Origin of the sequence: Agromyces sp. H66 (genome assembly GCF_004959775.1) — a bacterium.
Classification (GTDB): domain Bacteria; phylum Actinomycetota; class Actinomycetes; order Actinomycetales; family Microbacteriaceae; genus Agromyces.
The window spans coordinates 119573-143996 of sequence record NZ_SJZG01000002.1 but is presented as its reverse complement, the minus strand read 5'-3'; the positions used below and the strand labels follow the sequence as shown (position 1 = coordinate 143996).

The following is a 24424-nucleotide window of genomic DNA, read 5'->3' as shown; positions in this document are numbered from 1 at the left end:
TGGAATGCCATATCAGGTCGAGAACGGGAAGTTGCCGGTGTAGCCGCTGTACGGCGACGTCGTCGTGTGGTTGCCGCCGAGGATCGTGTTCCCCGGCTGGCTCGTGGCCTGGTAGCTTCCGTACGACCACGCGGCGTAGTAGATCGGCGATCCGGAGTAGAGCTGGTAGAACGCCCGTTCTCCGACGCTGCCGCACCGGGTGGCGTCCGGCTTGGTCGTGTACGCCCCGGAGCTGTAGCTGGCCCCCGCGACGTACATGTCGCTCACGCACCGATACTTGTCCTGACCGGCCATCGCCGGTCCGGCTGTCATCAGCGACGCAGCCACTATTCCCGCGGCGAGTACCGCGCCCCCCGTCAGGCGTCTGATTCTCCTCATTGATCCCTGGCCTTCCTCTTTGAAGCGCGGGGCCAGCCCCCACGACCGTTAATGAGGGATGTCCGCCGGCCTGGGCGGGGTTGCATATTCAATGCGATGGCCTGATGTCGCATCGTCCCGATCTGAAACCAAGTGCCAGGATCCGGACATCTCAATACAGGGCGGGTATGGCGGCCGCGCCCTGGAAGAGAGGGTGACCATGAACATCAGCATGAGAGTCGCAACCGAGAGCGGGCGTTGGCCTGATGGTCGAGTGATCCCTTCTGCACGTTGCCCACGGCCTGTTCCTCGTCGGCGTGGCAACCGGACTCGCGATCTGCCTTGGACGTCGTCGCGCGCCGCAACGTTAGCCATGTGGCACCGGGGGCGTGTCCTCCCCTCGAGGCTGGGAAGACGCGAGGGTGGGCGCGCCTCCGGGACCGCCGGTTTGCCGGGTCGCCGATTCGCGCGCATATACTTCCGAGCGTGGACGAGACGACCCCGGATTCTGCGCTGTGGCTGGAAGCAGTTTCGGGATCCGAGACATCGTTCGGGATCATCTTCGACCGCTACCGCCGGCTCGTGTTCCGGAAGGCATACGCCCGTGTGCAGGACGTCACCGACGCCGAGGACATCGTCGCGATCGTGTTCATGGAGGCGTGGCGCAAACGCGACGACGTCCGGTTCGTCGACGGATCGCTGCGGCCGTGGCTCCTGGTCGTCACGGTGAACGTGACCATGAACCGGAACCGCGCCAACCGCAGGTACCGGATGCTGATCGCGAAGCTCCCCGCTCCCGAGGCCGAGCCGGATCACAGCGAGCGGACGCTCGCCCGGTTCGCAACGGACCAGGCGATGATGGCACTGAGAGAGGGGCTGAAGCGCCTGAGCTCCTCGGACCAGCGCATTATCGAGCTCTGCCTCATCGAGGAACTGTCTCCATCGACGGTCGCCGCAGCGCTGCAGCTGCCGGTCGGCACGGTGAAATCGAAGCTCTCCAGGGCGAAAAGTAGGCTCCGGGTGGACCTCGAGCCATTCGCTCCCGGCCAGGAAGGAGCCCCGGCATGAGCGACAGCCGCGACGACGGACCCGAGATGCGGCCCGGCCGCGAGGCCGCCATCCGCGCGCTCGTACTGCAGCAGGTCGCCGACTCCCATCACGAGAAGGCTAAGCGCAAGCAGCGCAGATGGTTCGTGTGGGGCGGCATCGGACTCCTCACGGTCGGCGTGGGCGCGACGGCGGCGAGCATCGTCCTGCAGGCGCAGTCCGTCTCGAACGACCACATCGTCCATTGCCTGAGCTCTGACCAGCGTGCAGCCGACGGCAGCTACCCCGGAGCGATGGCGTCGATCGCGTCGGCCGACGAGCAGGGCCGGGCCGGCGACGCCATCGAGGTCTGCACGATGATGTGGGAGCAGGGAGCCCTCGAGCCCGGCTACGACCCGACCTCGACGACGAACCCGCCCGGCCAGGTGCCGAGCGCGTTCATCGTCTGCGTGATGCCGGATGGGAGCGCCGCTGTCGTGCCATCGGAAGAGCCGGCGATCTGTTCCCGCCTCGGTCTCGCACCCCTGGAGGAACAAGGGTAGGAGCCGAGGCGGGAACGGACGTTCAACCGAACGTGCCCTCCGGGCGGAAGACGAGCGAACGCACCTGATCGTTCAGCGTCCCGACGCTCGGGCAGTTCGGCGTGCAGGTGAGCTTCTCGCCGCCGTAGTTCGTGGCCTTGTACAGCGTCACCCAGCAGCCGTTGGCTGCGCGGGCGGAACTGATCCGGGTGTCCCAGCCACCGCTCAGCGACGCGAACCCGAACGTGACTCCGGCGCACCCGCTCGAGCCCCACATGGTGTAGCTGGAGCCGCCGTAGTTCACATCGGCGTACACGGTACCGAGGACGATGCTCGAAGCTGTCGACAGGCTGCGCGCCGAGGCAAGAGTCTCCAAGTACGCAGCGGCTTCCTCCTCCGTGTCGAAGCAGACCGGGTCCGGGGCGTCTGCGCTGCCCGCGCTCCCGACGGGTAGCACTTCGGCGACGCAATGGACTTCGGCACCGGTGCCCGCGCCGGTACCGGCGGTCGACAGTTCAGCAGGTGCGCCCAAGACACCTGCGGCAAGGAGCAGGGCGGATGCAGCAGCAGCGATGTTCACGGGGGATCTCCTTCGTTCTGCGGCGAGGAACGCCGATGAAAGGAGATGTCCTGAAGCCCCGGGCGGTTGCATCTCGCGCTGGTGTAGCCGTGCCAGCCGCCGAGCAGGAGCGGCTCCGGTCAACGTAGATCTCCGGCGTCACGCCGTCATGCCGCGCCAGATCACGTCGAACGCGGCCCGGACCCGGACGCATGTGGCTGGTGCGTCGAACGCGTCACCGCGAACGACGATCTGGTAGTAGACGATTCCGGCGAACGTGTCGAAGCAGGCCTCGACGTCGAGGTCGGCGCGCAGGATGCCTCGCTCGATGCCGGTGCGGAGGGCGGTCTCCATCGGGACGCGGCGCCTGGCGACATGCGAGGACCAGTACGCCTTCTGCAGCTGCCGGTCGGCCATCACGAGCCGGATCCGCTGCCGGAACCTCGCCTCGGAGTACCCGGCCGCGGTCACTGATCTGGGTTCTTCGAGCATCGAGGCGAACACCGCCTCGCGGAGGTCGCCGTACGCGGGGATCTCCGGTGGCACGGTGCGGCCGACGACCAGTGCCGCAGCGATGAGCGTGGTGAGCGACGGCCACCGGCGATACAGCGCCGCCCTGCTCACGCCGCTGGCTGCGACGACCCTCGCGACCGTGACCTCTTCTTCGGCGTCGATCAGCGCGAGGGTCGCCGCGATGATCTGGTCGTCGAGATCGTCGTCGCGTGGCCGGCCGGGGCCCCGATGGCGCACGGTCGCGGCTCCGCTCACGGCGGCACTCATGCCGTGAGCGCCCGAGCCTGCAGCCGGGCGATGGTCTCGTCGCCGAGGCCGGCCGCGCGAAGCGGGGCGAGTGCATCTCCGTGCCGCTCGCGCAGCCTTCCCAGCAGGATGCGCATCGAGACATCCATCGGCTCGTCCGACGTGGCCGGAACATGAGCGCCCCCACGAAGATCACCACCACCCTCCGCCGGCAACGCGGGATGACCGAGGAAGCCGCCGCGGCCGCCGTCGACCAAGCCTGCCGAAGGCTCCGGCTTCCGACCATGCGCGCGGTGATGGATGAAGCAATCCGCATCGCCGAACGGGAACAGCTCTCCTACCACGGCTTCCTCGCCGAGCTCCTCCTCGCCGAATGCGATGACCGCGACCGCCGCTCCACGATCCGCCGCGTCTCAGCCGCGGGCTTCCCCCGGAGCAAGTGGCTCGGCGACTTCGACTTCGACGCGAACCCAAACGTGAACGCCGCCACCATCCACACGCTCGCCACCGGCGACTGGATCCGCCGCGGCGACCCGCTCTGCCTGATCGGCGACTCCGGCACCGGCAAGAGCCACCTCCTGATCGGGCTCGGCACCGCGGCCGCCGAACACGGCTACTGCGTCAAGTTCACGTTGGCGACCAAGCTTGTCAACGAACTCGTCGAAGCCGCCGACGAGAAACAACTCGCCCGCACCATCGCCCGCTACGGCCGCGTCGACCTGCTCTGCATCGACGAACTCGGCTACATGGAGCTCGACCGCCGCGGCGCGGAACTCCTCTTCCAAGTCCTCACCGAACGCGAGGAGAAGGCCTCCGTCGCGATCGCTTCCAACGAGTCCTTCTCCGGCTGGACCAAGACCCCCACCGACCCGCGGCTGTGCGCCGCGATCGTCGACCGGCTCACCTTCAACGGCACCATCATCGAAACCGGCACCGACTCCTACCGCCTCAACCACGCACGGCGGCAGCGGTAGCCATCCGGATCGGCGATTCGGCTCGGGTGAAAGCTGCAGTAGGGCGTCCTATGGGTAACGGTGCAAAGGACTGGGAGGGTCTACGCGAGGTATATCGACCAGGCAACGAAGGCAATCACTGCGAGTAGCAGGACACTGAGCACGATAACCGCTCGTCCGATTCGCCGCCGGCTTACGCTGCCCGGTTGGAGCGATGCACGCGAGAACTTATCGAGGTTCGGGGCGATCGCCTGATACGGGGGCTCCTCCGCGGAAGACGGAACCTCGCTGTGGTCTTCCCTGTCCATTCCACAATGCTACGCATGTCCGTGACGATCCTCTGGCGATTCTGCGCGGACTCAGATTTTGGAACCTTCTGGCCACTCCCGGACATCCCCTATTGAGCCACACTGGGGGCCCCTTCACGAGAGTTCGTATAGGACCTCGTGTCGACAACGAAGTTGAAAGGGTTGGCACATGAAGAACGCCACGCTGCAGCGACGGATGCTGCGGAGGATCGTCATCTTGACCGCCTCGATCGGAGCGCTGATCGTGGGCGCGGGCTACGCGCCTGCGGTTGCGTCAGAGCCGGATCCGGACGGTGCGGCACGCATCGCTGAGAGCGAGCTCGAGTCATTCCGATCCGCGAACCCAGAACCCACGCCGCCGGCGCAGAGCGCTCCGCAGGCAGAGTGGAACGTGTACTGGACGGATATGTATCACTGGTGGAAGCAGGTTCCGTGGGATGCCGTTGCTGAGCAGTGGGGCTGCAAGCCGGGCACCACGGAGGTGGAGCTGATCGAATCGGCCGATGGCGCGATCACCGCGCAGTACGGCGGCTTTGCAAAGTGCGATCGCAAGACGGACCAGGCCACCAGTGGTCGGATCGGGATTCCGGAGACTCGTTCGATGCAGCGCGCGGCGATCGATGAGGCAACGCGCAGTGACGTTGGCATCGCATCGGTGCAGACCTGCGATCTCCCGGGATACGACAACTATTGCCTGACGCGGCCTTCGAGCGGGAGCCCGACGCTGACCGCAAGCTATCAGCGCGGATACAACTCCACGATCACCGGGAAGGTTCGCCTCGGCAACTCGTCTCCGTCCTCGTGCACCCAGGGCACCCAGGTCGCCATCAGCGCGTTGGGCACGGGCGGACTGTATGCGACCTGGTATGCGACAGGGTCAGCAGCGTACAGCGGGAGATTCTCGTCTGCATTCGTCGTCGGCGGGTCGCAGTACGGGATTTTCTGCGCTTGGATGTGATTGGGGGTCCGAGATGCACTCACGACGATGGACGACGATACTCGGGATCGGCCTACTAGCGGCCGGTGCGGTTAGTGGAGTTGCTGCGGCAGCGACCGAACCCCTGCCCGTTGATCAGCCCGTCCTGAGTCCGGCTTCCCAATCTGAGTTCGAGGCGGTTCTCGTCGAGTTTCTTCACGAGAATCCGCGGCCCGAAAGTGGCGACTTCGCTCAATCTGCCGATGGGCGGAACGAGTATTGGAGGGCCGTCGCCTCATGGTGGGACCGGGTGCCGTGGGACGCCGTTGCAGGCCAGTGGGGATGCACGGCGGGCGGCGTAAGCGTCACGTTCAATCCACCAGACGCAGCGGGAATTTCATCCGCCGGGTACGGCGGCGTTATCGACTGTGGCGCCCAGTACAGCACCGGCACGATTCCTCTGTTGACTGAACCGATACCGAGGAGCCAATTCGAAGACATTGGTCAATAGCCGAATCACTCGAACGCTTCGGGCCGCACCCCGCCGTTTGGCTTGGGGTGCGGCGCGAAATCGTGCACAGCTCGGATGCGGTAGCGGGCTCCCTGATCAATACGGGTTGGGCGGTGGGCGGAAATTCTGCCGAAGCGGAGCTCACGCCTGACCATCAGCTCGTTGCCAAACAGGTCGAAGCCAGACTTCTCATCTCACTATGCGAGCCACGTCTTTTACGGGTGGCTTCCCACTGGGCCCAGAAATACCCAGCGGTCGACGCACGAACGTCCTGACGACCTTGCGCGACCACGGAGCAAATCGATCATGACCTTTCAACAAACGAGGTGGTCCTGAATCGAGCCCGGCTTGAGTCAGGACCACCTCCGACGGTTGTCCGCGCCCCGGACGATGCGGCGCGGAATCAGGAGTCGGTCAGATGGGAAGGCGCGTGGACCTGTTCACACGCATCCGGCGTGATGCCCGCGACCAAGCTCGTCAACGAGCTCGTCGAAGCCGCCGACGAGAAACAACTCGCCCGCACCATCGCCCGCTACGGCCGCGTCGACCTGCTCTGCATCGACGAAGGGTCTGCTGCACGGATAGGTGACAGGTTGTAGTCACGCAGCCAGTGCGGCTGGCGTGTTCATGATGGCCTCGAACTCGATCGGGGTCAAACGCCCGAGCTGGGGTTGGCGGCGGCGCCGGTGGTAGGTCCGCTCGATCCAGGTCACGATCGCGATCCGGAGCTCCTCACGGGTGTCCCAAGTGCGTCGGTTGAGGACGTTCTTCTGCAGCAGGCTGAAGAAGCTTTCCATGGCCGCGTTGTCGCCGGCGGCGCCGACCCTGCCCATCGATCCGACCATGTGGTGACGGGCCAGGGTGCGGAGCACCTTCCGGCTTCGAAATTGGCTGCCCCTGTCGGAGTGGACGATGCAGCCGGCGACGTCACCGCGGCGGGCGACGGCGTTCTCGATCGCGATGACGGCCAGGCGGGACTTCATCCTCGAATCGATCGAGTTGCCGACGATCCGGTTCGAGTGGACGTCCTTGACCGCGCAGAGGTACAGCTTGCCCTCTCCGGTCCAGTGCTCGGTGATATCCGTCAACCACAGCTGGTTCGGGGCGTGGGCGGTGAAGTCGCGGCCGACGAGGTCGTCGTGCACCAGCGGCCCGGGGCGCCGGCCTTTCCCGCGGGCCTTCTTCTTCCCGAATGCGGACCACCAGCCATTGTCCGCGCAGATCCGCCACGCGGTCCGGTCGGCCATCGCCTGGCCGGCGTCGCGGGCCTCGTCGGCCAGGAGCCGGTGTCCGAACTCGGGGTCGTCGTGGTGGGCGTCGAACAACGCGTTCGCGCGGTACGCCTCCGTCAGTTCGGCGTCGGTGATCGGGTCGGCCAGCCACCGGTAGTAGGGCTGGCGGGCGAGCTTGAGCACCCGGCACGTCACCGAGACAGGGATCTTCCTGTCCTCGGCGAGCTCCTTCACGAGCGGGTAGAACTTTTTGACGGCAGGTTCGCCTGCGACAGATACGCTGCCGCCCGCCGCAGGACTTCGTTCTCCTGCTCGAGGAGCCGGATCCGCTTCCGCGCCTCACGCAACTCCGCCGATTCGGTCCGGGTCTGGCCGGGCGCCGACCCTTCGTCGACCTTGGCGCGGTGGAGCTACTTCTGCAGCGTCATCGGATGGACCCCGAAGTCGTGCGCGATCTGCTCGATCGTCACGCCGGGCTCGCGGTTCCGTGCGACACGGACCACGTCATCACGGAACTCACTCGGGTAAGGCTTGGGCACAGCAACATCCTTCCAGCCCACCCCGCAGGGCAAGCCAACTCAGATGTCACCTATCCGTGCAGCAGACCCGAACTCGGCTACATGGAACTCGACCGAAGGGGCGCCGAGCTGCTGTTCCAGGTCCTCACCTGAACGCGAAGAGAAGGCGTCCGTAGCGATCGCGTCGAACGAGCCTTCAGCGGATGGACGAAGACCTTCACCGACCCGCGGCTGTGCGCCGCGATCGTCGACCGGCTCACCTTCAACGGCACTATCACCGAAACCGGCACCACCTCCTGCCGGCTCAACCACGCATGGCGGCAGCACCCACGTGGTGCGGCCAGCTCGGGCTGAGGCATCGCTGAGCTACGCTACGACACCCGGAGGTGCGCACGAAGGGCAGGCCCTCCTTGAGGAGAGCCGCCCTTCGTTGTGAGTTCGAGCTACCGCTGCCGAGCGTGGTTGCGACGACGCACCCAGATCACGAGTGCGGTCACCACGCCAGCGAGCAGGACGACTTGCCCTGCGACGAGCAGATGCCATTCGACCATCTAGATCACCACCAGCTTTCGGTTGCCACTCCGCCCCTGACCTGCACCTGGAGGTTGAACGACGTGGCGTACGGCACACCGCACATCTGGGCCGAAACGGTCTCGAGTCCGGTGTAGCTGTTCGGGCGCCCGAGGTAAGCCAGAGACGACGAGCACGAGCCGCCGATAGTCCATGATGCACCCCAAACGCTGGAAACAGTGTTGGTCACGACATTGTAGTTGGCCTTGAAGCCCATCGAAATGAGCCCGACCCAGGTGTCGACGTTGCAGTTCGTGCGTGCGCCCCCGCTGCCGATGGTGCAGCCGTTCGGCTCACTCATGGTGCTGACGCCGCCGCTGCTGGCCTTGGCCACCGGGATCTCGATTCGAGACACCGCCACGGAGCCGTCCGAGTAGTACGACACGGTCTTGTTGTGGCCGTCCTCGACGGACTCCTCGACGCGCACCGGCGTGGAAGCGCTCGTGAACGACTCCCACGATTCGCCGGCGAGGAACTTCTCGAAGAGAGCGTCCTGTGTGGCCTGATCGACGCCGTACTCGGTGAGGAAGTCGCCTGCGTCGGCGATCGCCGTGAGTTGACCGGGTGTGGCGTCCGGATACGGCTCATCTGCGAATGTCGGCGACGTGGCCAGAAGCCCCATCGCGAGTGATGCCGCCGCGACTGCGGCCCCCATTCTCACCAGTTTTGCCATTGTGTTCCCTCCAGTCTTGGACGCGGCGCGATGCCGGGTCTTAATCACTGATGTCCGAACCATGCTGAGCGGTTGCAACCTTCTGAGAACTGCCTCCAGCTGCCACAGGCGCCTTTGTCGACGACGCTTGAAAACTGGACAGTAGCGGCGGGGTGGTTTCCAGTGATGGTCGCAACGTGATCACGTCAATCGGAGGTCATGTTGTTGTCGTCTCGTCGTATTCCGAAGGGTCCGGGCCGGCGGCCGAACTCGCTGGCGCGGAGCCGGTTCATGGAACTGCTCGCGCAGGGCTGGCCGCTGATGGCGGCCGCTCGAGAGGTCGGTGTGAGCCGGACCGCCGCATACATTGGCGGGACGGCACCACGGTTCGTCGGAAGGATGGCACGGTGAAAGTCGTGCGCTTCCGCTCGAACCGCTCGCGCTGCGCCCCATCTCGCCTCGCTTCCTGTCCGAGGAAGAGCGGATACAGATCGCAGATCTGGCCAGCAAGGGGCTGATCCGCCGCACCCGGATCCCGAACGCCTCGCGAGGAGCGATCGACCGGGCCATGCGCGCCCTCGGGTTGTCTGGCATCCGCCGCGACAAGGGCGTGCGGACCACGGTTCCCGCCAAAGACGGGGTACGCGCCGGGGATCTGTTGAACCGGGACTTCACCGCGCTGCGGCCCGATCACACCTGGGTGATGGACTTCACCTACTGCCGGACGTGGGCTGGGTGGGTGTGCGTCGCGTTCATCGTCGATGTCTTCTCGCAGCGCATCGTGGCATGGCATGCGCAGACCACCAAGCATGTCGAGCTCGTGATGATCCCGCTGCGGATGGGGCTCTGGGAGCGCGGCCGGCAAGGCCACCCGGTCCTACCCGATCAGCTCCGAGCGCACTCGGACGCCGGGTCGCAAGGCGAATTCAACTGGTCGTCGCAACACCGCCTGTTTGTAACGAATGTAGGTGCTCATTGAGCGCCTCTGCTGGGGTGCGCCAGCCGAGGCGTTTGCGTGGCCGGGTGTTCAGCGCATGGGCGACGGCGGCGAGGTCGTCCGGGGACCAGCGTGAAAGATCGGTGCCCTTCGGGAAGTACTGTCGGAGCAGCCCGTTCGTGTTCTCGTTCGTGCCGCGCTGCCACGGGCTGTGAGGGTCGGCGAAGTAGACCTTCAGCCCGGTGTCGATCGCGAATTCAGCATGCGCGGACATCTCCTTCCCGCGGTCCCAGGTCAGGGAACGTTTGAGTTCCGCGGGCAGGGTGCTCATCGCGTTCGCAAGTGCCCGGTTCATCGAGACTGCGCCGTAGCCGGACAGCGCCGGGCCGTTCTTGACGATCGGCTGTTCTCGCCAGCCATCTTCTCGAGGAAGGTGGACCAATGTCGTGAAGCCCGTCGTCCGCTCGACGACGGTCCCGATCGCGGATCTGTTGATGCCGATGATGAGGTCGCCCTCGTGGTGACCGGCGATCGCGCGGTCTTCAGCCTCGGCGGGTCGCTCGCTGATCAGGACGTCGGCGGTGACGTGAGCCCAGGGCACCCGCTTCGATCGCGCCCGCGGCATGCGCAGGGCTCGGCCGGTGCGCAGACACAGGATGAGCTCTCGCTTGAGCGCTCCGCGGCTTTCGATGAACAGCGCCTGGTAGATGGCCTCGTGGCTGATGCGCATGCTGTCATCATCGGGGAAGTCGAGCTTGATCCGGTTCGCGATCTGCTCGGGACTCCAGCCCTGCACCCAGCCGCGGTCCTTCCGATGCGGCTTGTTCTGCCCTGTCCATCGCGGCGGCTGCGGCCCTGGAGCGACACGATCATCTGGGCGTCGGATCTGGCCCGACAGCCGCTCCTGCACGTACTCCCGCAACCGCGGATTCGCGGCCAGCTTCGCGACTTTCGGTCTTCGAGCGAACAGCTCAGCCTTCCACTGCGCGACAGACGCCCGGTAGTCCAGCTTCCCGCCCCGCGTCGCGGCGTTGCGGCGCAGTTCTCGCGAGATCGTCGACGGATTGCGATGCAGCGCCCTCGCGATCTCACGGACTCCGCTGCCGGTCGCGTTGAGGATCGCGATCTCCTCGCGCTCAGCCAACGACAGATACCGGCCCGACGGCGCCGGCCATGAATACGGTGACATACCGCCTGATTGTCGGAACCACCGTGACCCGACAACGGGAGCCACGCCGATCGCGATGCCCGCCTCGGTCGGGAGCATGCCCGTGCTGATCATCTCCCAGAACTCGCGCTCCCGCGCACGCGGATGTGATGGAGCACCCGGCGACCGCAACGGCGCACGCCCGGTCACGTCTCTCATCCAATTCGATGGTCTTCCCACAACACCCTCCGATCAGGTGTTGCTTCCACCGGTTGAGCCCAGTCAATACGTCTCCCTGGCGTTTACCGAGAACCTGGCCCTCGAGGCCATCGCACCCTCGATCGGGTCCGTCGGCGACGCGTTCGATAACGCGCTGATGGAGACGATCAACGGCCTCTACTAGGCCGAATGCATCCGCACGACCGTGTTCCACGATGGCCCCTACCGCACGATCGCGGACGTTGACGGCGCTCAGCGAATCTCCCCAGAGTTGCTCGGGGAATTTCAGCGAGCGCCGTCAACGTCGAGTTCGCGACCGCCGGCTGGGTCGACTGGTACAACAGTCGTAGGCTTCACTCGAGCCTCGGCTACGTCCCACCCGCCGAGTTCGAGCAAGCCCACTACGCGACCCTCACCCGAGAGCCGCAACCCGCATAGGAGCGGCATCAAACCCGGGGCGCTTCATGGAGCCAGAAGCGAGCGCGGGCCGCTCCCGCGATCCGAGCTGAGATCGCTTGCGGGGGCGGCCAGCGCAGCACTTATACCGATTCCTCCGAGCGTTGGCGACGCGGCCGTATTGCTGTCGCGACGACGGCGCCAACGACGATCGCCACGGCCGCACTGTGACCGCCATGGCGGAGAAGTGTCGTCGGAGCCGGGCTGACGCTGCCGACTGCCGACGAATCGAACCCGAATGCGAAGGCCACGATGAACAGCGTCGCCAAGCTGCCCGCGATAGACCACGCCAGCACGCGGTCGGCTCGGCGAAGAAGCAGCATGAGGCACGCTCCCGCGACGACCGCGAGGGCGATCGCAATCGTCGAGGCGTCCACTGTCGCCCAAAGGGAGATGAGGCTGATGATTCCGAACGTAACGGCACCGATCGCCACGCCTACCACGATTCGACCAATAGTCACAGCCACGGTGTGCTCCTTCACGCCTTCAATTGACTCTGCAGTCATGAGACTCAATTAGTGCCCACATGAGAGCGAGGTCGACGCCGAGTACGTCACGCTGCCGTTGTTGAAGAGTCCGCCAGAACGCCAACTGGTTGAGTTGCTGTTCTGGCAGGGGTAGGAGACGGTAAGGACGACGTTGACTCCCGGGTTAACCGTCGTCGCCTTACGGTTGTACTCGCTCCACCAGATGGTATAGGAATCGAGCAGGGCAGTGCCGGTTTTGCTGCCTACGCATCCGGAACTGCGCTGGAACTGGACGTGGGCCACCGCCTTGCCCGAGGACTTGTACGGGTTATTCGCGGTGACCGATTCGGTACAGCTCGCGGTGATCCCGTAGTAGGTCGTGACGCCTTCCGCGCCGACGATGGTCACCTCCTTGCCGGGCGCCGGCACCACTGCGGGTTCCTCGTACGGCAAATTCTGAACCGTGATCTCCGGCGATGGCGTTCCATCCGGCCCGTCTCCTGGATCAGCCGCGAATGCGGGGCCCGCCATCAACGAAGCGATCAGTCCGACTACCGCGCCGGCGAATGTGATCGAAGTAGTGCGTCGTCGCACCTTTACTCCTCTTGCGGCAGCCGGGGCGAGGGCCAGCGGACTTCTTCTCATCTTTGAATCACTCCAATCGTGGCGAGGGAGTCCCGCCTACACATGGATGTCCGGCACCGTCGATCGGTTCCATATTCGGGATCCGGTCATTCGGCGACTCTGCGGGCTCACTGCATGACCGGATTATCCCGATCGCCGGCGGACCGCCACACAGCCGTTGCTGTCATCACAGCGCGATCAGGCGCCGAATCTCGAGCGTGCTCCGGATAATCCGGGAATCGGAACAATCGAGGTTATGCCGAGGTCGGCATAACCTCGACCTGCTCTTCTTCCACGTCGAGCAGCTGCGCTACGTGGTCATCGAGCTGAAAACGGCCAAGTTCGATCCGCGCGACGGTGACGGGCCTGCATCAGTACCTCGGTGACAGTTCGTTGGTCAGCGGATCGGTAACATTAGGACGCTCTTCGGCCGTGGGCCGCGGTGTCAGCTATGTCCCGACGTCAGCATCGGCGCGCAATACGCCCGCAGTCGCGATCACCACGGCACGAGCGTCGGTCAGTGGGAATCGGATGTGGATGCCTGTGGCATCCCCAGCACGGCACCAAAAGGCCCCAAAAGAGCCGCAGGAAAGCGCTCCCCAACACGAAAATCCCTGAGAATCATCGATTCATCAGGGATTTGGTGGATCTGAGGGGACTCGAACCCCTGACCCCCTGCATGCCATGCAGGTGCGCTACCAGCTGCGCCACAGACCCGGACGCCCCGTTCGGGGCAACGGAACGAGCTTACACCAGCCGCGGCTCTCGGAAGAAATCGAGCGAGCCTCGGTCGGCGGATGCTCCGTGCCTCAGCTGCCGGCGGCCAGCAACGGGGCGACCGGCACTACCGGGCAATCGCTCCACAGGCGCTCGAGGCCGTAGTACAGCCGCTCCTCGCGGTGGAACACGTGCACGACGAGGTCGCCGAAGTCGAGGAGGATCCAACGCCCGGCGGAGTGCCCCTCACGTCGGAGCGTCTTCGCGCCTGCCTCGCGGAGCGCGTCCTCGACCTCGTCGGCGATGGCGATGACGTTGCGCTCGGAGTTGCCCGTGACGAGGAGGAAGACGTCGGTGAACGGGAGCGGCCCGGACACGTCGAGGGCGACGAGATCTTCGCCGCCCTTCGAGTCCGCTGCCCGCACCGCGAGTGCGAGCGAGTCGAGTGCCTGGTCGGATGCGGTCATACGCTCACTTCCGGGTATCGGAGATCGAAGTTCAGGGTCCGGATCAGAACAGTCCGGAGACGGCCCCGATGACGAGGGTCGCGACGACGCCGAGCGCCAGCACGCCGGCGGTAACGGCGAGCACGAGCGGAACGTTCATGCCCTCCTTCTTCGGCGGTGCCATCATCGCGCGCGAGGCGCTCTGGGTGCTGATCGCACGCGTGGCGGAGACCGGGGCGCCGACGCCCGCGCCATCCTCCACCTGATCGAAGAGGCGGTCCACATCGGAGGAGTCGATCTGGCTGGGGTGCGCACCCGTCGCCCCGAAGGTGCGCGGCAGGTCGATCGAGCCGGTGACGATCACCTCCCCGCTCGGGGCCAAGGAATTGCCCATGGGGCTGTGGTCGGGAAGGGTCGGCAGGATCAGGGCATTGGTCGTCGTCGGCACGCCATGGCTCATGCCGCCACGAGAGAGGAGCTGGTCGAACGGCTCGGCCCGCTCGACGGGAGCGTTGAGCTGGTCGGTCCAGTGCCCGACCGGCTTCGGAGCAGCCGACGACTCGTCGGCGAACGACGACGCGGCGACCTGGTGCGGCGCCGGCGCGCGCGACGGCGCGGACTGCGGCGGGGCGGGCGCTGTCTGGGGCGGGAACGGAGCCGCCTGCTGCGGCGGGAACGCCGCGACCTGCTGCGGCGCAGCGGGATCAGGTGCGGGGGCGGCGACTGGGTCATCCAGATCGAACTCGTCGAAGCCCTCGCCGGAGTGCGCCTCCAGCATCGCGCGGAGCTCGCGCCGGGTCAGCGTTCGTTCGGGTGTCGTCGGCTCGGGAAGCGCCGCCGGCGGCGGGGCCGGGGCGACGGGCTCAGGCCTCGGCGCGAACGGATTCGACGGAGCCGGTGACGCGATGGCTCCCCCGAAGGCCGAGGCCTGGTCGCCGAAACCGCCGGGCGACCGGGCGGCGCCGTAACCGGGCGGGAGAGGAGCAGCCGACGGGGTCGGTCGCTGCGGTGGTGGCGTCGGCGCCACCGGCGGCATCGCGGCCGGCTGGGGAATGGACGCGGGTTGCACCACCGGCGCGGGCTGCGGGACCGGGGCAGACGGGAAGGCCTGTTGCGGCACGGGCGACGAGGTCGGCGGCATGGGCGCCGGGACGGCATCGGCGGTCGACGATTCCGCCTGCTGGGCCAGCAGACGTTCGCGCTCGCGCATCTCGCGGCGCGTCAGCGGCGGTTCCTGCGACGACGTCATTCGACACTCCGGTAGAGGTGGTGCTTGGAGATGTACTGTACGACCCCATCGGGCACCAAGTACCACACCGGGAAACCCCGGCGCACCCTGTCCCGGCAGTCGGTCGACGAGATCGCAAGTGCCGGAACCTCCAACAAGCTTACGTCCTGCTCAGGTAATCCCGAAACGGACAGCACATGTCCCGGGCGACTCACAGCAACGAAGTGCGCGAGCTCCCAGAGTTCGTCGACGTCCTTCCACGACAGGATCTGCGCGATGGCGTCGGCGCCGGTGATGAAGTACAGGTCGGCATCGGGCCGTTCCCGCCGGATGTCGCGGAGCGTGTCGATCGTGAACGTCGGCTTCTTGCGGTCGATGTCCACCCGGCTCACCGTGAATCGCGGGTTCGACGCGGTCGCGATGACCGTCATGAGGTAGCGGTGCTCGGCCGACGTGACGTCCGACTTGTACGTCGTCGCGCCGGTCGGCACGAACACGACCTCGTCGAGTCCATGCGACTGCGCCACCTCGCTCGCGGCGACGAGGTGCCCGTGGTGGATGGGGTCGAACGTGCCACCCATCACGCCGATGCGTGGTCGGCGTCGGAGGCGCGTCGTCACGCGAGGTCCCGCTCAGTGTCCGCCGTGCTCGCCCCCGCCATGACGCGCCGCGTACGCCTCCGCCTTGCTGCGGTGGCGATTCGCGACATCCCGATACGACGCGGTGACGAATGCCAGCGCGGCGAAGAGGACGAGGGCGATGAGGCCGTACACCCACGGCTCGATGGGCAGCTCCCTCGCATGCACCGTCTCGGTCAGCACCGTGCCGGTCAGCACCGCGGTCGTGAGGCTCATTCGCCGTTCCTTTCGAATCCTTCGGGTCGTGCTCGAGTCATTGTAGCGAGGTCAGGTGCGCACGTGCCCTGCGCCGCGGACGAGCCACTTGGTGCTCGTGAGTTCGGGCAGCCCCATGGGACCCCGCGCGTGCAGTTTCTGCGTGGAGATGCCCACCTCGGCGCCGAAGCCGAACTCGGCACCGTCGGTGAAGCGCGTGGAGGCGTTCACCATGACGGCGGCGGCGTCGACCTCGTTGAGGAACCGCTCGGCGTTCGCCAGGTCGTTCGTGATGATCGACTCGGTGTGCTTGGTGGAGAACCGGCGGATGTGCTCGAGCGCGGCATCCATCGAATCCACGATCCCGACCGAGAGGTCGAGGCTCATGTGCTCGGTCGCCCAGTCCTCGTCGGTCACGGGCACCGTTTCGGGGCGGAGGGCCCGAACGCGCTCGTCGGCGTGCACGGTGACGCCGGATGCCTCGAGCCGATCGATCACGGTGGGCAGGAGGCGTTCCGCCGCATCGCGGTGCACGAGCAACGTCTCGAGGGCGTTGCACACGCTCGGGCGCTGCACCTTCGCGTTGTGCACGAGCTCGACGGCCCAGTCCTCGCGGGCGCTCGCGTCGAGGTACATGTGCACGACGCCCGCACCCGTCTCGATGACCGGCACCTTCGCCTCGTCGACGACGGCGCGGATGAGGCCGGCGCTGCCGCGCGGGATGAGCACGTCGACGTAGTCGCGGGCCTGCATGAGGTGCCGTGCACCGGCGCGACCGAAGTCGTCGACCGTCTGCACGGCGTCGGCGGGGAGTCCGACGGAATCGAGCGCGTCGCGAAGCACGCCGAGGAGCACCCGGTTCGTCTGCTCGGCGGCCGTGCCGCCCCGGAGCACCACGGCGTTGCCGCTCTTGAGGGCGAGCACGGCGATGTCGACCGTGACGTTCGGACGGGCCTCGTAGATGGCGCCGACGACGCCGAGCGGCACGCGCACCTGGTCGATGCGCACGCCGTTCGGCAACGACCTGCCGCTGACGGTCTCGCCGACGGGGTCGGTGAGGCCGATCACCTCCAGCACCGCGTCGGCGAGGGCGCCCACGCGGCGCTCGTCGAGGGTGAGTCGGTCGAGGAGTCCCGCCGCGAGGCCCGCTTCGCGGCCCGCCTCGAGGTCGAGCCGGTTCGCCGCGATGATGTCGTCGGATCGCTCGCGGAGGAGTTCGGCGATGCGCTCGAGCGCGGCGTCCTTCTCGGCCGTCGTCGCCTGCGCGAGTCGGTAGGAGGCCTGCTTCGCGGCTGCGAGGCGTGCGTCGATCACCGTGACATCGAGGTCGGAGTGCTCCATGCGACCAGCCTAGGCGAGCGCCGCGTCGCCGGTCGCCGTGTGACCCTCGCGGGCCGCGTCGAACCAGGTGCCGACCTCGCGACCCGAGAGCGCCTCCGCGACGAGGGTGGTCGCCGTGATGAGCACGGCGGCGCCCGACTCGGCGGCGATGCGGGCGGCGGAGACCTTCGTCTCCGCTCCCCCGGTGCCGACGCCGGCGCGCCCGATCGAGCCGATCTCGACGCCCGTCAGCGCGTCGCCGAAGGGCACGTGCGCGATCCGCTCGGCGCCCTCGAGGTGCGGCGGCCTGGTGTAGAGCGCGTCCACGTCGGACAGCAGCACGAGCAGGTCGGCGCCGATGAGCTCGGCGACGAGCGCGGCGAGCCGGTCGTTGTCGCCGAACCGGATCTCGTGGGTCGCGACGGTGTCGTTCTCGTTGACGATCGGCAGGACGCGCAGGGCGAGCAGCCGGTCCATGGCACGCTGCGCGTTCGAGCGCGGCGTCGCGTGCTCGAGGTCGCCCGCCGTGAGCAGCACCTGTCCCGCGATGATGCCGTAGCGGTCGAGGCTCGTCTGGTAGCGCCACATCAGCACGTTCTGGCCCACCGCGGCGGCGGCCTGCTGGGTGGCGAGGTCGGTGGGACGCGACGCGAGGTCGAGGAACGGGATCGCCGTGGAGATCGCGCCCGACGAGACCAGCACGACTTCGGTGCCGCGCTCGTGCGCATCGGCGAGGGCGTCGACGAGGGGGCCGATCTGCCCGGCGTTGTCGCCGCTGATCGACGACGAGCCGACCTTCACCACGATGCGCCTGGCGTGCGGGATGTCGGCGCGCGTGCGCGGGGTCACCGTTCGCCCTCCTCGCCATCGGTGTCGGAGCGTGGCTCGTCGCCACGGTCGACCGGCTCGTCGTCCGACCAGATGCCCGCCTCGCGCTCGCGCTGGAGCTCCGCGCGCGCCTCGGCCTTGGCGTCCATGCGCTCGTGGTACTCGCTGCGCCGCTCCGCGCGCGTGGCGCGGCGGCCCTCGTCGAGGCGGAAGTCCGAGCCGCGCGGCGACGTGATGAGCTCCGCCGTCGACGTGAGCGTGGGCTCCCAGTCGAACACGACGCCGGCCCCCGGGCCGATGACGACCGTGGAGCCCGCGACGGCACCCGCGCGCACCAGCTCGTCCTCGACGCCGAGCCGCGCGAGGCGATCGGCGAGGAAGCCGACGGCCTCGTCGTTCGTGAAGTCGGTCTGCGCGACCCAGCGCTCGGGCTTCGCCCCGAGCACGCGGTAGATCGTGCCGTAGCTGCCGCCCTCGGCCCGTACCACGAACTCGGCCTCGTCGACCGGCTTCGGGCGCATGACGAGGCGCGGTGCGACGGGGGCGGATGCCGCCTCCGCACGCGCCCGGTCGACCAGCTCTCCGAGCGCGAATCCGAGTTGACGCAGCCCTTCGTGACTCACCGTCGAGATCTCGAACACGCGGTAGCCGCGCGCCTCGAACTCGGGCCGCACGAACTCGGCGAGCTCGCGCGCCTCGGGCACGTCGATCTTGTTGAGGGCGACGAGCTGCGGACGCTCGAGCAGCGGCGTCTGCCCCTCGGGCACCTCGTAGGCCGCGAGTTCGCGGAGGATCACCTCGAGATCGCTGATCGGGTCGCGTCCGGGGTCGAGGGTGGCGCAGTCGATGACGTGCAGCAGTGCCGAGCAGCGCTCGACGTGGCGCAGGAACTCGAGGCCGAGGCCCTTGCCCTCGCTCGCGCCCTCGATGAGGCCGGGCACGTCGGCCACGGTGAAGCGGTGATCGCCCGCCTGCACGACGCCGAGGTTGGGGTGCAGCGTGGTGAACGGGTACTCGGCGATCTTCGGCCGCGCCGCCGAGAGCGCGGCGATGAGGCTCGACTTGCCGGCCGACGGGAAGCCGACGAGCGCGACATCCGCGATGGTCTTCAGCTCGAGCGTGACCTCGCCCTCGAAGCCGGGCGTGCCGAGCAGGGCGAAGCCGGGAGCCTTGCGCTTGGTCGAGGCGAGCGCGGCGTTGCCGAGGCCGCCCTGCCCGCCGGGTGCGACGATGAAGCGCATCCCGGGCTCGGTGAGGTCGGCCAGTTCGGTGCCGTCGGGGTCCTTCACGACGGTGCCGACCGGCACCGGCAGCTCGAGCGTCTCGCCCGCCGCGCCCGACCGGTTGTCGCCCATGCCGGGCTGCCCGTTCGCCGACGAGCGGTGCGGCCGGCCGTGGTAGGCCAGGAGCGTGGTCACCTGCGGGTCGGCGACGAGCACGATGTCGCCGCCGTGTCCGCCGTTGCCCCCGTCGGGACCGGCGAGCGGCTTGAACTTCTCACGGCGCACCGAGACGCAGCCGTTCCCGCCGTGACCGGCGCGCACGAACAGCGTCACCTCGTCGACGAAGCTGACCATGCTGCATCCTCCCTTGAGCTGGAAACGCGTGAGGGCGAGCCGAAGCCCGCCCTCACGAAACCGTTCGATCGACTATTCGCCGGCCGCCACGATGTTGACGACCTTGCGGCCGCCCTTGGTGCCGAACTGCACGGCGCCCGCCTCGAGCGCGAACAGGGTGTCGTCGCCACCGCGACCGACGCCCGCGCCCGGGTGGAAGTGCGTGCCGCGCTGGCGGACGAGGATCTCGCCCGCGCCGACGACCTGGCCGCCGAAGCGCTTCACGCCGAGGCGCTGCGCGTTCGAGTCACGACCGTTGCGAGTCGAGCTCGCTCCCTTTTTGTGTGCCATGTCTGTCTCTCCTTGCGAGCCGCGTGCTACTTGATGCCGGTGACCTTGACGCGCGTGAGCTCCTGACGGTGGCCCTGGCGCTTCTTGTAGCCGGTCTTGTTCTTGAACTTCTGGATCACGATCTTGGGGCCGCGAAGGTCGTTCAGGACCTCAGCCGTGACCGTGACCTTCGCGAGCGACTTGGCGTCGGAGGTGATCTTGTCGCCGTCGACGAGCAGCACCGGGGTGAGCTGGACGTTGCCGTCCTTGTCAGCCTTGATGCGGTCCATCGTCACGATGGTGCCGACTTCGACCTTCTCCTGCCGACCGCCGGCGCGCACTACTGCGTAAACCACTACTCGTACCTATCTCTGGGGAGCCAGGGCTCCGTTCGTGTGAAGGGGATGTCACTGCGCGCGAGACCCCAGCGGGAAGGAGGGTCATCTGCCAGAAAACTGTGTGGGCACACCGGGATAAGCGGTGGCACCAACGGTCGAGTTTACACGGATGTCCCGTGGCCGGTCAAACGCGCGCGACGGCGGGTCGGGCGCGCCCACGCGTAGGATCGGCGGCATGACGGTGCTCATCGACACGCCCCTCTGGCCGAAGCACGGCACCGTGTGGGCGCACCTCGTGAGCGACCGCTCGATCGACGAGCTCCAGGCATTCGCCGAGCGGGTGGGGCTCCCCCGGCGCGGGTTCGACCTCGACCACTACGACGTGCCCGTCGAGCGCTACGACGAACTGGTGGCCGCCGGCGCCGAGCCCGTGTCGCCACGGGAGCTCGTGCGCCGGCTGGCCGCCAGCGGGCTCCGGGTCACGCCGCGCGAGCGTCGCGACAGGTCAACGACCTGACGCCGACTCCTCGGTCGCGGACGTGGAGCTGTCGGGACGGGTGATCACCGGCGGACCGCCCGCGGGGCTGAGCGCGGCCGTCGACACCCGTCGGCTGCGAGCACGACCCTCGCCCGCCTTCTTCGGGGCGGGAAGCGCGTCGAGCACGGAGTCGAGGAGCACTTCGGCGTCCTCGATCCGGACGGGACGCTTGCGCTCCGCGGCGACGACGGGCGGGAGTTCCACGATCGGAGCGGCCGAAGCCTCCGAGCCTGCCGGAGACGAGGCTTGGGCATCGGCCGCGGGCGACACGGCGGCCGGCTCGGCGGGCGGGGCCGCGGCATCCGGTGCCGTCGCCGCGCCCTGCTCCTGCGTGACGCGGCGGTGGCGGCCGCGACGACGTCCCGTGCCCGCCTGCGGCTCGGTCTCGGCCGGAGCCGACGCGGCCGGCTCGGCCGCCGGCGCGCCGGCGGGTGCAGGCTCGGCGGGCTTGTGGTCGGCATGCGGGATCGTCGACGCGGCGATCTGCGCGAGGGCGTGCTTGACGTCCTCGGTGATCGCGTGGGTGCCGGTGTGCGGCTTGGGCTCTGAGGCGGGCGCCTGCTGCTGTCCGCCGCGGCTGCGGCCGCGACCGCGCTCGGGCTGCTGCGGCGCGCGGTGCTTCATGATCGGCTCGTGGTGCACGATGATGCCGCGCCCGGCGCAGACCTCGCAGGGTTCGCTGAACGATTCGAGCAGTCCCAGGCCGAGCTTCTTGCGTGTCATCTGCACGAGGCCGAGCGACGTGACCTCGGCGACCTGGTGCTTCGTGCGGTCGCGCGAGAGGCACTCGACGAGCCGCCGCAGCACGAGGTCGCGGTTCGACTCGAGCACCATGTCGATGAAGTCGACCACGATGATGCCGCCGATGTCGCGCAGACGGAGCTGCCGCACGATCTCCTCGGCCGCCTCGAGGTTGTTCTTGGTGACGGTCTCCTCGAGGTTGCCGCCCGAGCCGACGAACTTGCCGGTGTTGACGTCGACGACCGTCATCGCCTCGGTGCGATCGATGACGAGCGAGCCGCCCGAGGGCAGCCACACCTTGCGGTCGAGCGCCTTCTCGATCTGCTCGGTGATGCGGAACTCGTCGAACGCGTCGCGCTCGCCGGTGTACGCCTCGACGCGCTCGAGCAGGTCGGGCGCGACGGCGCGGAGGTACCGCTCGATGGTCTCGCGCGCGTCGTCGCCCGAGATGATCATCTTCTGGAAGTCCTCGTTGAAGACGTCGCGGACGATCTTGATGAGCAGGTCGGGCTCGGAGTGCAGCAACGCGGGCGCCTGCGCCTTCTCGAGCTGCGTCGAGATGTCGGCCCACTGCGCGATGAGGCGGTTCACGTCGAGCGTGAGCTGCTCCTCGGTGGCGCCCTCGGCGGCCGTGCGCACGATGACGCCGACGTTGTCGGGGAGCACCTCCTTGAGGATCTTCTTCAGGCGGGCACGCTCGGTGTCGGGGAGCTTCCGGCTGATGCCGTTCATCGACCCGTTGGGCACGTACACGAGGTAACGGCCGGGCAGCGACACCTGGCTCGTGAGCCGGGCTCCCTTGTGGCCGACGGGGTCCTTCGTGACCTGCACGAGCACCCGGTCGCCGGGCTTCAGCGCGAGCTCGATGCGGCGGGGCTGGTTCTTCTCGCCGTTCTCGGCGGCGGCGTCCCAGTCGACCTCGCCGGAGTACAGCACGGCGTTGCGGCCGCGGCCGATGTCGACGAAGGCGGCCTCCATGCTCGGCAGCACGTTCTGGACACGACCCAGGTAGACGTTGCCGATGAGCGAGGCGTCCTGGTTGCGGGCCACGTAGTGCTCGACGAGCACGCCGTCTTCGAGCACGCCGATCTGGATGCGGCCGTCCTTCGCGCGGACGATCATCTGCCGGTCGACCGACTCGCGGCGCGCGAGGAACTCCGCCTCGGTGATGACGGCGCGGCGGCGGCCGGCATCCCGGCCGTCGCGACGGCGCTGCTTCTTGGCCTCGAGGCGCGTTGATCCCTTGACCTTCTGCGGCTCGGTGATGAGCTCGGGTTCGCGGGGCTTGCGGACCTTGACCACGGTGTTCGCGGGTTCGTCGCCGTTCGAGCGTGCCTCGTCGCCGCTGCGTCGACGCGTGCGGCGGCGCGCGCTCGACGCCTCCTCCTCGTCGCCGGCGCGGTCGGGCCGCTCGACGGGCGTGAACACGGGCGGCGCGTGGAAGATCAGCGAGGTGGTCGTGAGCGCAGCCGGGATCGGCGACGCCGGGATCTCGGAGGTCGGCTCCGCCGGGGCGTCGGATGCCTCGGGCCGGCCCTCCGCGGACGGCTCGGGCGCCGCGGCATCCCCATCGGAGTCGGAGCTCGCCACCGCGCTGGCGGTCGTCGCCTCGGCGGCGGAGCGCGCGTCGGCGACCGGGGGTGTTTCGGCGTCGGCGGGAGCCGCCTCCGCCGGCTGCCGTGGCTCGGCAGGTCGCGTCTCGTCGCCGGTTGCCGGAGCCACCGGGGCCTCGACCTCCCCGTTCAGGTCCGCTCGCGCGGGCGCGCCTCGACCGCGCGCACCGCGACGGGCGCCGAAGAGGCCGCCTCGTCGCCTGGGTGTGCTGTCGCCGGTTGCGGGATCATTGGTCGTGTTGTCGTTGCCTTCCACCATCTCTGGTGCACTCCTACGACGGATCGGGATGGCCGCGCCATCCGTCTCCGTTCTCGTCTCGAGCGGTTCGCGCCCTGTGCGGAACCGCCAATCCTCCACTGCTGCGACCGGCAGGGTGCCTGTGTCGCCACGTCTCGCGGCGCATGCGTCCGCTCACTCGGATGCGGTGCATCCTCAAAGCCTTCATTGGCGTCGTGCCGGGCGCGGCCCGGACGACTCCTTCGATTATCGCACGGTCTCACAGCGACGTGTGGAACCGGCATGCCAGAATAACGACCATGCCGGACACCCCCAGCCGGTCCCGATCCACGGGACTCGCGGTCTTCCTCGTCGTCGCCGGGGCCCTCGGCCTCCTCGCCGCGTTCGAGCTCTCCCTCGAGAAGGTGCTCGTGCTGGCCGATCCCGGGCACGTGCCGAACTGCAATGTCGGCATCCTCGTGAGCTGCAGCACCAACCTCGGCTCGTGGCAGGGCGCACTGTTCGGATTCCCGAACCCGTTCATCGGCCTCATGGCCTGGCCCGTCGTCATCACGATCGGGGTGGCGATGCTCGCCGGCGCCCGCTTCGCGCGCTGGTTCTGGCTGGGCTTCAACGTCGGCGTGCTCGGTGCGATCCTCTTCGTCGGCTGGCTCATCGCCCAGAGCATCTACGTGCTCGGCGTGCTCTGCCCCTGGTGCATGCTCACCTGGGCGGTGACGATCCCGACGTTCTTCGCGGTCACCCTGCACAACCTGCGCGAGGGACATATTCCGGCGTCGGAACGTGTCCGCCGGCTCGCCGGAGAGTGGTTCAGGTGGATCCCGCTCATCACGGTCGTCTGCTACGTGATCGTCGTCGTCCTCGCGCAGCTGCAGCTCAACGCGATTCCGCTGGCGATCATCGAGATCGGCAACCTCTTCCGCTGACGCGCGCGCCTCGCTGTCG

23 protein-coding genes, 1 tRNA gene and 5 pseudogenes are annotated in these 24424 nt (G+C 67.9%); 10 read left to right on the top strand and 19 right to left on the bottom strand.

Annotated features, from left to right (window positions below):
- Nucleotides 1–12: 12 nt before the first annotated feature.
- Nucleotides 13–267, bottom strand: a complete 255-nt coding sequence (locus tag EZM51_RS03945; protein ID WP_136706946.1) for a hypothetical protein — start codon at nt 265–267, stop codon at nt 13–15.
- A gap of 432 nt (nt 268–699) precedes the next feature.
- Between EZM51_RS03945 and EZM51_RS03940 the strand changes: the two genes are divergently transcribed.
- Together EZM51_RS03940 and EZM51_RS03935 are read left to right on the top strand one after the other, a co-directional pair.
- Entirely contained in the window at nt 700–1425 is a 726-nt protein-coding gene (locus tag EZM51_RS03940; RefSeq protein WP_169053783.1) for a sigma-70 family RNA polymerase sigma factor, read from the top strand.
- The gene (locus EZM51_RS03935) at nt 1422–1946 is read left to right on the top strand and encodes a hypothetical protein (RefSeq protein ID WP_136706944.1); all 525 of its coding nucleotides are present in this window, start codon (nt 1422–1424) and stop codon (nt 1944–1946) included. The genes EZM51_RS03940 and EZM51_RS03935 overlap by 4 nt, the downstream gene beginning before the upstream one ends.
- A gap of 22 nt (nt 1947–1968) precedes the next feature.
- Here the strand turns inward: EZM51_RS03935 and EZM51_RS03930 are convergent, their stop codons facing one another.
- Together EZM51_RS03930 and EZM51_RS03925 are read right to left on the bottom strand one after the other, a co-directional pair.
- A complete protein-coding gene (locus EZM51_RS03930; RefSeq protein WP_169053782.1) occupies nt 1969–2505 on the bottom strand; it encodes a peptidase inhibitor family I36 protein in 537 nt (178 codons plus the stop codon).
- Nucleotides 2506–2643: 138 nt separating this feature from the next.
- Nucleotides 2644–3264 (bottom strand): TetR/AcrR family transcriptional regulator, encoded by a 621-nt coding sequence (locus EZM51_RS03925; RefSeq protein ID WP_136706942.1) that lies wholly within the window; start codon nt 3262–3264, stop codon nt 2644–2646.
- 152 nt (nt 3265–3416) lie between these two features.
- Between EZM51_RS03925 and istB the strand changes: the two genes are divergently transcribed.
- The 3 genes and pseudogenes from istB to EZM51_RS03905 all read left to right on the top strand — a co-directional run.
- Nucleotides 3417–4217, top strand: a complete 801-nt coding sequence (gene istB / locus EZM51_RS03915) for an IS21-like element helper ATPase IstB (RefSeq protein WP_136706941.1) — start codon at nt 3417–3419, stop codon at nt 4215–4217.
- A gap of 456 nt (nt 4218–4673) precedes the next feature.
- On the top strand, nt 4674–5462 hold the full coding sequence (locus tag EZM51_RS03910) for a hypothetical protein (RefSeq protein ID WP_136706940.1): 789 nt from the start codon (nt 4674–4676) through the stop codon (nt 5460–5462).
- 933 nt (nt 5463–6395) lie between these two features.
- Nucleotides 6396–6497: pseudogene (locus tag EZM51_RS03905) on the top strand (AAA family ATPase); the annotation flags it as partial.
- Nucleotides 6498–6530: 33 nt separating this feature from the next.
- On the opposite strand, the pseudogene EZM51_RS03900 reads toward EZM51_RS03905, so the two are convergent.
- Nucleotides 6531–7702 (bottom strand): annotated as a pseudogene (locus EZM51_RS03900) (IS3 family transposase).
- 69 nt (nt 7703–7771) lie between these two features.
- Between EZM51_RS03900 and EZM51_RS03895 the strand changes: the two are divergent.
- Nucleotides 7772–8035, top strand: a pseudogene (locus tag EZM51_RS03895) (ATP-binding protein); the annotation flags it as partial.
- A 202-nt stretch (nt 8036–8237) separates the two neighbouring features.
- Here the strand turns inward: EZM51_RS03895 and EZM51_RS03890 are convergent.
- Nucleotides 8238–8924, bottom strand: a complete 687-nt coding sequence (locus EZM51_RS03890) for a hypothetical protein (protein ID WP_136706939.1) — start codon at nt 8922–8924, stop codon at nt 8238–8240.
- 496 nt (nt 8925–9420) lie between these two features.
- Here EZM51_RS03890 and EZM51_RS03885 point away from each other — a divergent pair.
- Nucleotides 9421–9825 (top strand): annotated as a pseudogene (locus EZM51_RS03885) (DDE-type integrase/transposase/recombinase); the annotation flags it as partial.
- A gap of 4 nt (nt 9826–9829) precedes the next feature.
- On the opposite strand, the gene EZM51_RS03880 reads toward EZM51_RS03885, so the two are convergent.
- Entirely contained in the window at nt 9830–11122 is a 1293-nt protein-coding gene (locus EZM51_RS03880; RefSeq protein WP_248305452.1) for an IS30 family transposase, read from the bottom strand.
- Nucleotides 11123–11267: 145 nt separating this feature from the next.
- On the opposite strand from EZM51_RS03880, the pseudogene EZM51_RS21005 reads away from it, so the two are divergent.
- Nucleotides 11268–11644 (top strand): annotated as a pseudogene (locus tag EZM51_RS21005) (integrase core domain-containing protein); the annotation flags it as partial.
- Nucleotides 11645–11745: 101 nt separating this feature from the next.
- Here EZM51_RS21005 and EZM51_RS03870 read toward each other — a convergent pair.
- From EZM51_RS03870 to rplU, 12 genes are all read right to left on the bottom strand, one after another.
- Nucleotides 11746–12144, bottom strand: a complete 399-nt coding sequence (locus EZM51_RS03870) for a hypothetical protein (RefSeq protein ID WP_136706937.1) — start codon at nt 12142–12144, stop codon at nt 11746–11748.
- A 33-nt stretch (nt 12145–12177) separates the two neighbouring features.
- Complete coding sequence (locus EZM51_RS03865) at nt 12178–12723, bottom strand: hypothetical protein (RefSeq protein WP_136706936.1); 546 nt, start codon at nt 12721–12723, stop codon at nt 12178–12180.
- A 671-nt stretch (nt 12724–13394) separates the two neighbouring features.
- Nucleotides 13395–13470: transfer RNA gene (locus EZM51_RS03855), tRNA-Ala, on the bottom strand.
- Between the two features lie 92 nt (nt 13471–13562).
- The gene (gene rsfS / locus EZM51_RS03850; RefSeq protein WP_136706935.1) at nt 13563–13937 is read right to left on the bottom strand and encodes a ribosome silencing factor; all 375 of its coding nucleotides are present in this window, start codon (nt 13935–13937) and stop codon (nt 13563–13565) included.
- Between the two features lie 43 nt (nt 13938–13980).
- The gene (locus tag EZM51_RS03845; protein WP_136706934.1) at nt 13981–15165 is read right to left on the bottom strand and encodes a hypothetical protein; all 1185 of its coding nucleotides are present in this window, start codon (nt 15163–15165) and stop codon (nt 13981–13983) included.
- Complete coding sequence (nadD, locus tag EZM51_RS03840; RefSeq protein WP_282568129.1) at nt 15162–15764, bottom strand: nicotinate-nucleotide adenylyltransferase; 603 nt, start codon at nt 15762–15764, stop codon at nt 15162–15164. The genes EZM51_RS03845 and nadD overlap by 4 nt, the downstream gene beginning before the upstream one ends.
- A 12-nt stretch (nt 15765–15776) precedes the next feature.
- Nucleotides 15777–15998: a hypothetical protein gene (locus EZM51_RS03835; protein ID WP_248305451.1), complete on the bottom strand. Its 222-nt coding sequence runs from the start codon at nt 15996–15998 to the stop codon at nt 15777–15779.
- Nucleotides 15999–16049: 51 nt separating this feature from the next.
- Nucleotides 16050–17318 carry a glutamate-5-semialdehyde dehydrogenase gene (locus tag EZM51_RS03830; RefSeq protein WP_136706932.1) on the bottom strand — a complete coding sequence of 423 codons (1269 nt, stop codon included), beginning with the start codon at nt 17316–17318 and terminating at the stop codon, nt 16050–16052.
- Nucleotides 17319–17327: 9 nt separating this feature from the next.
- Nucleotides 17328–18146: a glutamate 5-kinase gene (gene proB, locus EZM51_RS03825; RefSeq protein WP_136706931.1), complete on the bottom strand. Its 819-nt coding sequence runs from the start codon at nt 18144–18146 to the stop codon at nt 17328–17330.
- Nucleotides 18143–19702 (bottom strand): GTPase ObgE, encoded by a 1560-nt coding sequence (obgE, locus tag EZM51_RS03820; RefSeq protein WP_136706930.1) that lies wholly within the window; start codon nt 19700–19702, stop codon nt 18143–18145. Before obgE ends, proB begins: the two co-directional genes overlap by 4 nt.
- A 72-nt stretch (nt 19703–19774) precedes the next feature.
- Complete coding sequence (rpmA, locus tag EZM51_RS03815; RefSeq protein WP_136706929.1) at nt 19775–20032, bottom strand: 50S ribosomal protein L27; 258 nt, start codon at nt 20030–20032, stop codon at nt 19775–19777.
- Between the two features lie 26 nt (nt 20033–20058).
- On the bottom strand, nt 20059–20367 hold the full coding sequence (rplU, locus tag EZM51_RS03810; protein ID WP_136706928.1) for a 50S ribosomal protein L21: 309 nt from the start codon (nt 20365–20367) through the stop codon (nt 20059–20061).
- A gap of 217 nt (nt 20368–20584) precedes the next feature.
- Here rplU and EZM51_RS03805 point away from each other — a divergent pair, with 217 nt between their 5' ends.
- A complete protein-coding gene (locus EZM51_RS03805) occupies nt 20585–20866 on the top strand; it encodes a DUF4031 domain-containing protein (RefSeq protein ID WP_136706927.1) in 282 nt (93 codons plus the stop codon).
- Here the strand turns inward: EZM51_RS03805 and EZM51_RS03800 are convergent.
- Nucleotides 20855–23350, bottom strand: a complete 2496-nt coding sequence (locus EZM51_RS03800; RefSeq protein ID WP_349236056.1) for an Rne/Rng family ribonuclease — start codon at nt 23348–23350, stop codon at nt 20855–20857. The two genes, EZM51_RS03805 and EZM51_RS03800, sit on opposite strands and share 12 nt — an antisense overlap.
- A 428-nt stretch (nt 23351–23778) precedes the next feature.
- Here EZM51_RS03800 and EZM51_RS03795 point away from each other — a divergent pair, with 428 nt between their 5' ends.
- Nucleotides 23779–24405: a vitamin K epoxide reductase family protein gene (locus EZM51_RS03795; RefSeq protein WP_136706925.1), complete on the top strand. Its 627-nt coding sequence runs from the start codon at nt 23779–23781 to the stop codon at nt 24403–24405.
- The last annotated feature ends 19 nt before the right edge of the window (nt 24406–24424 follow it).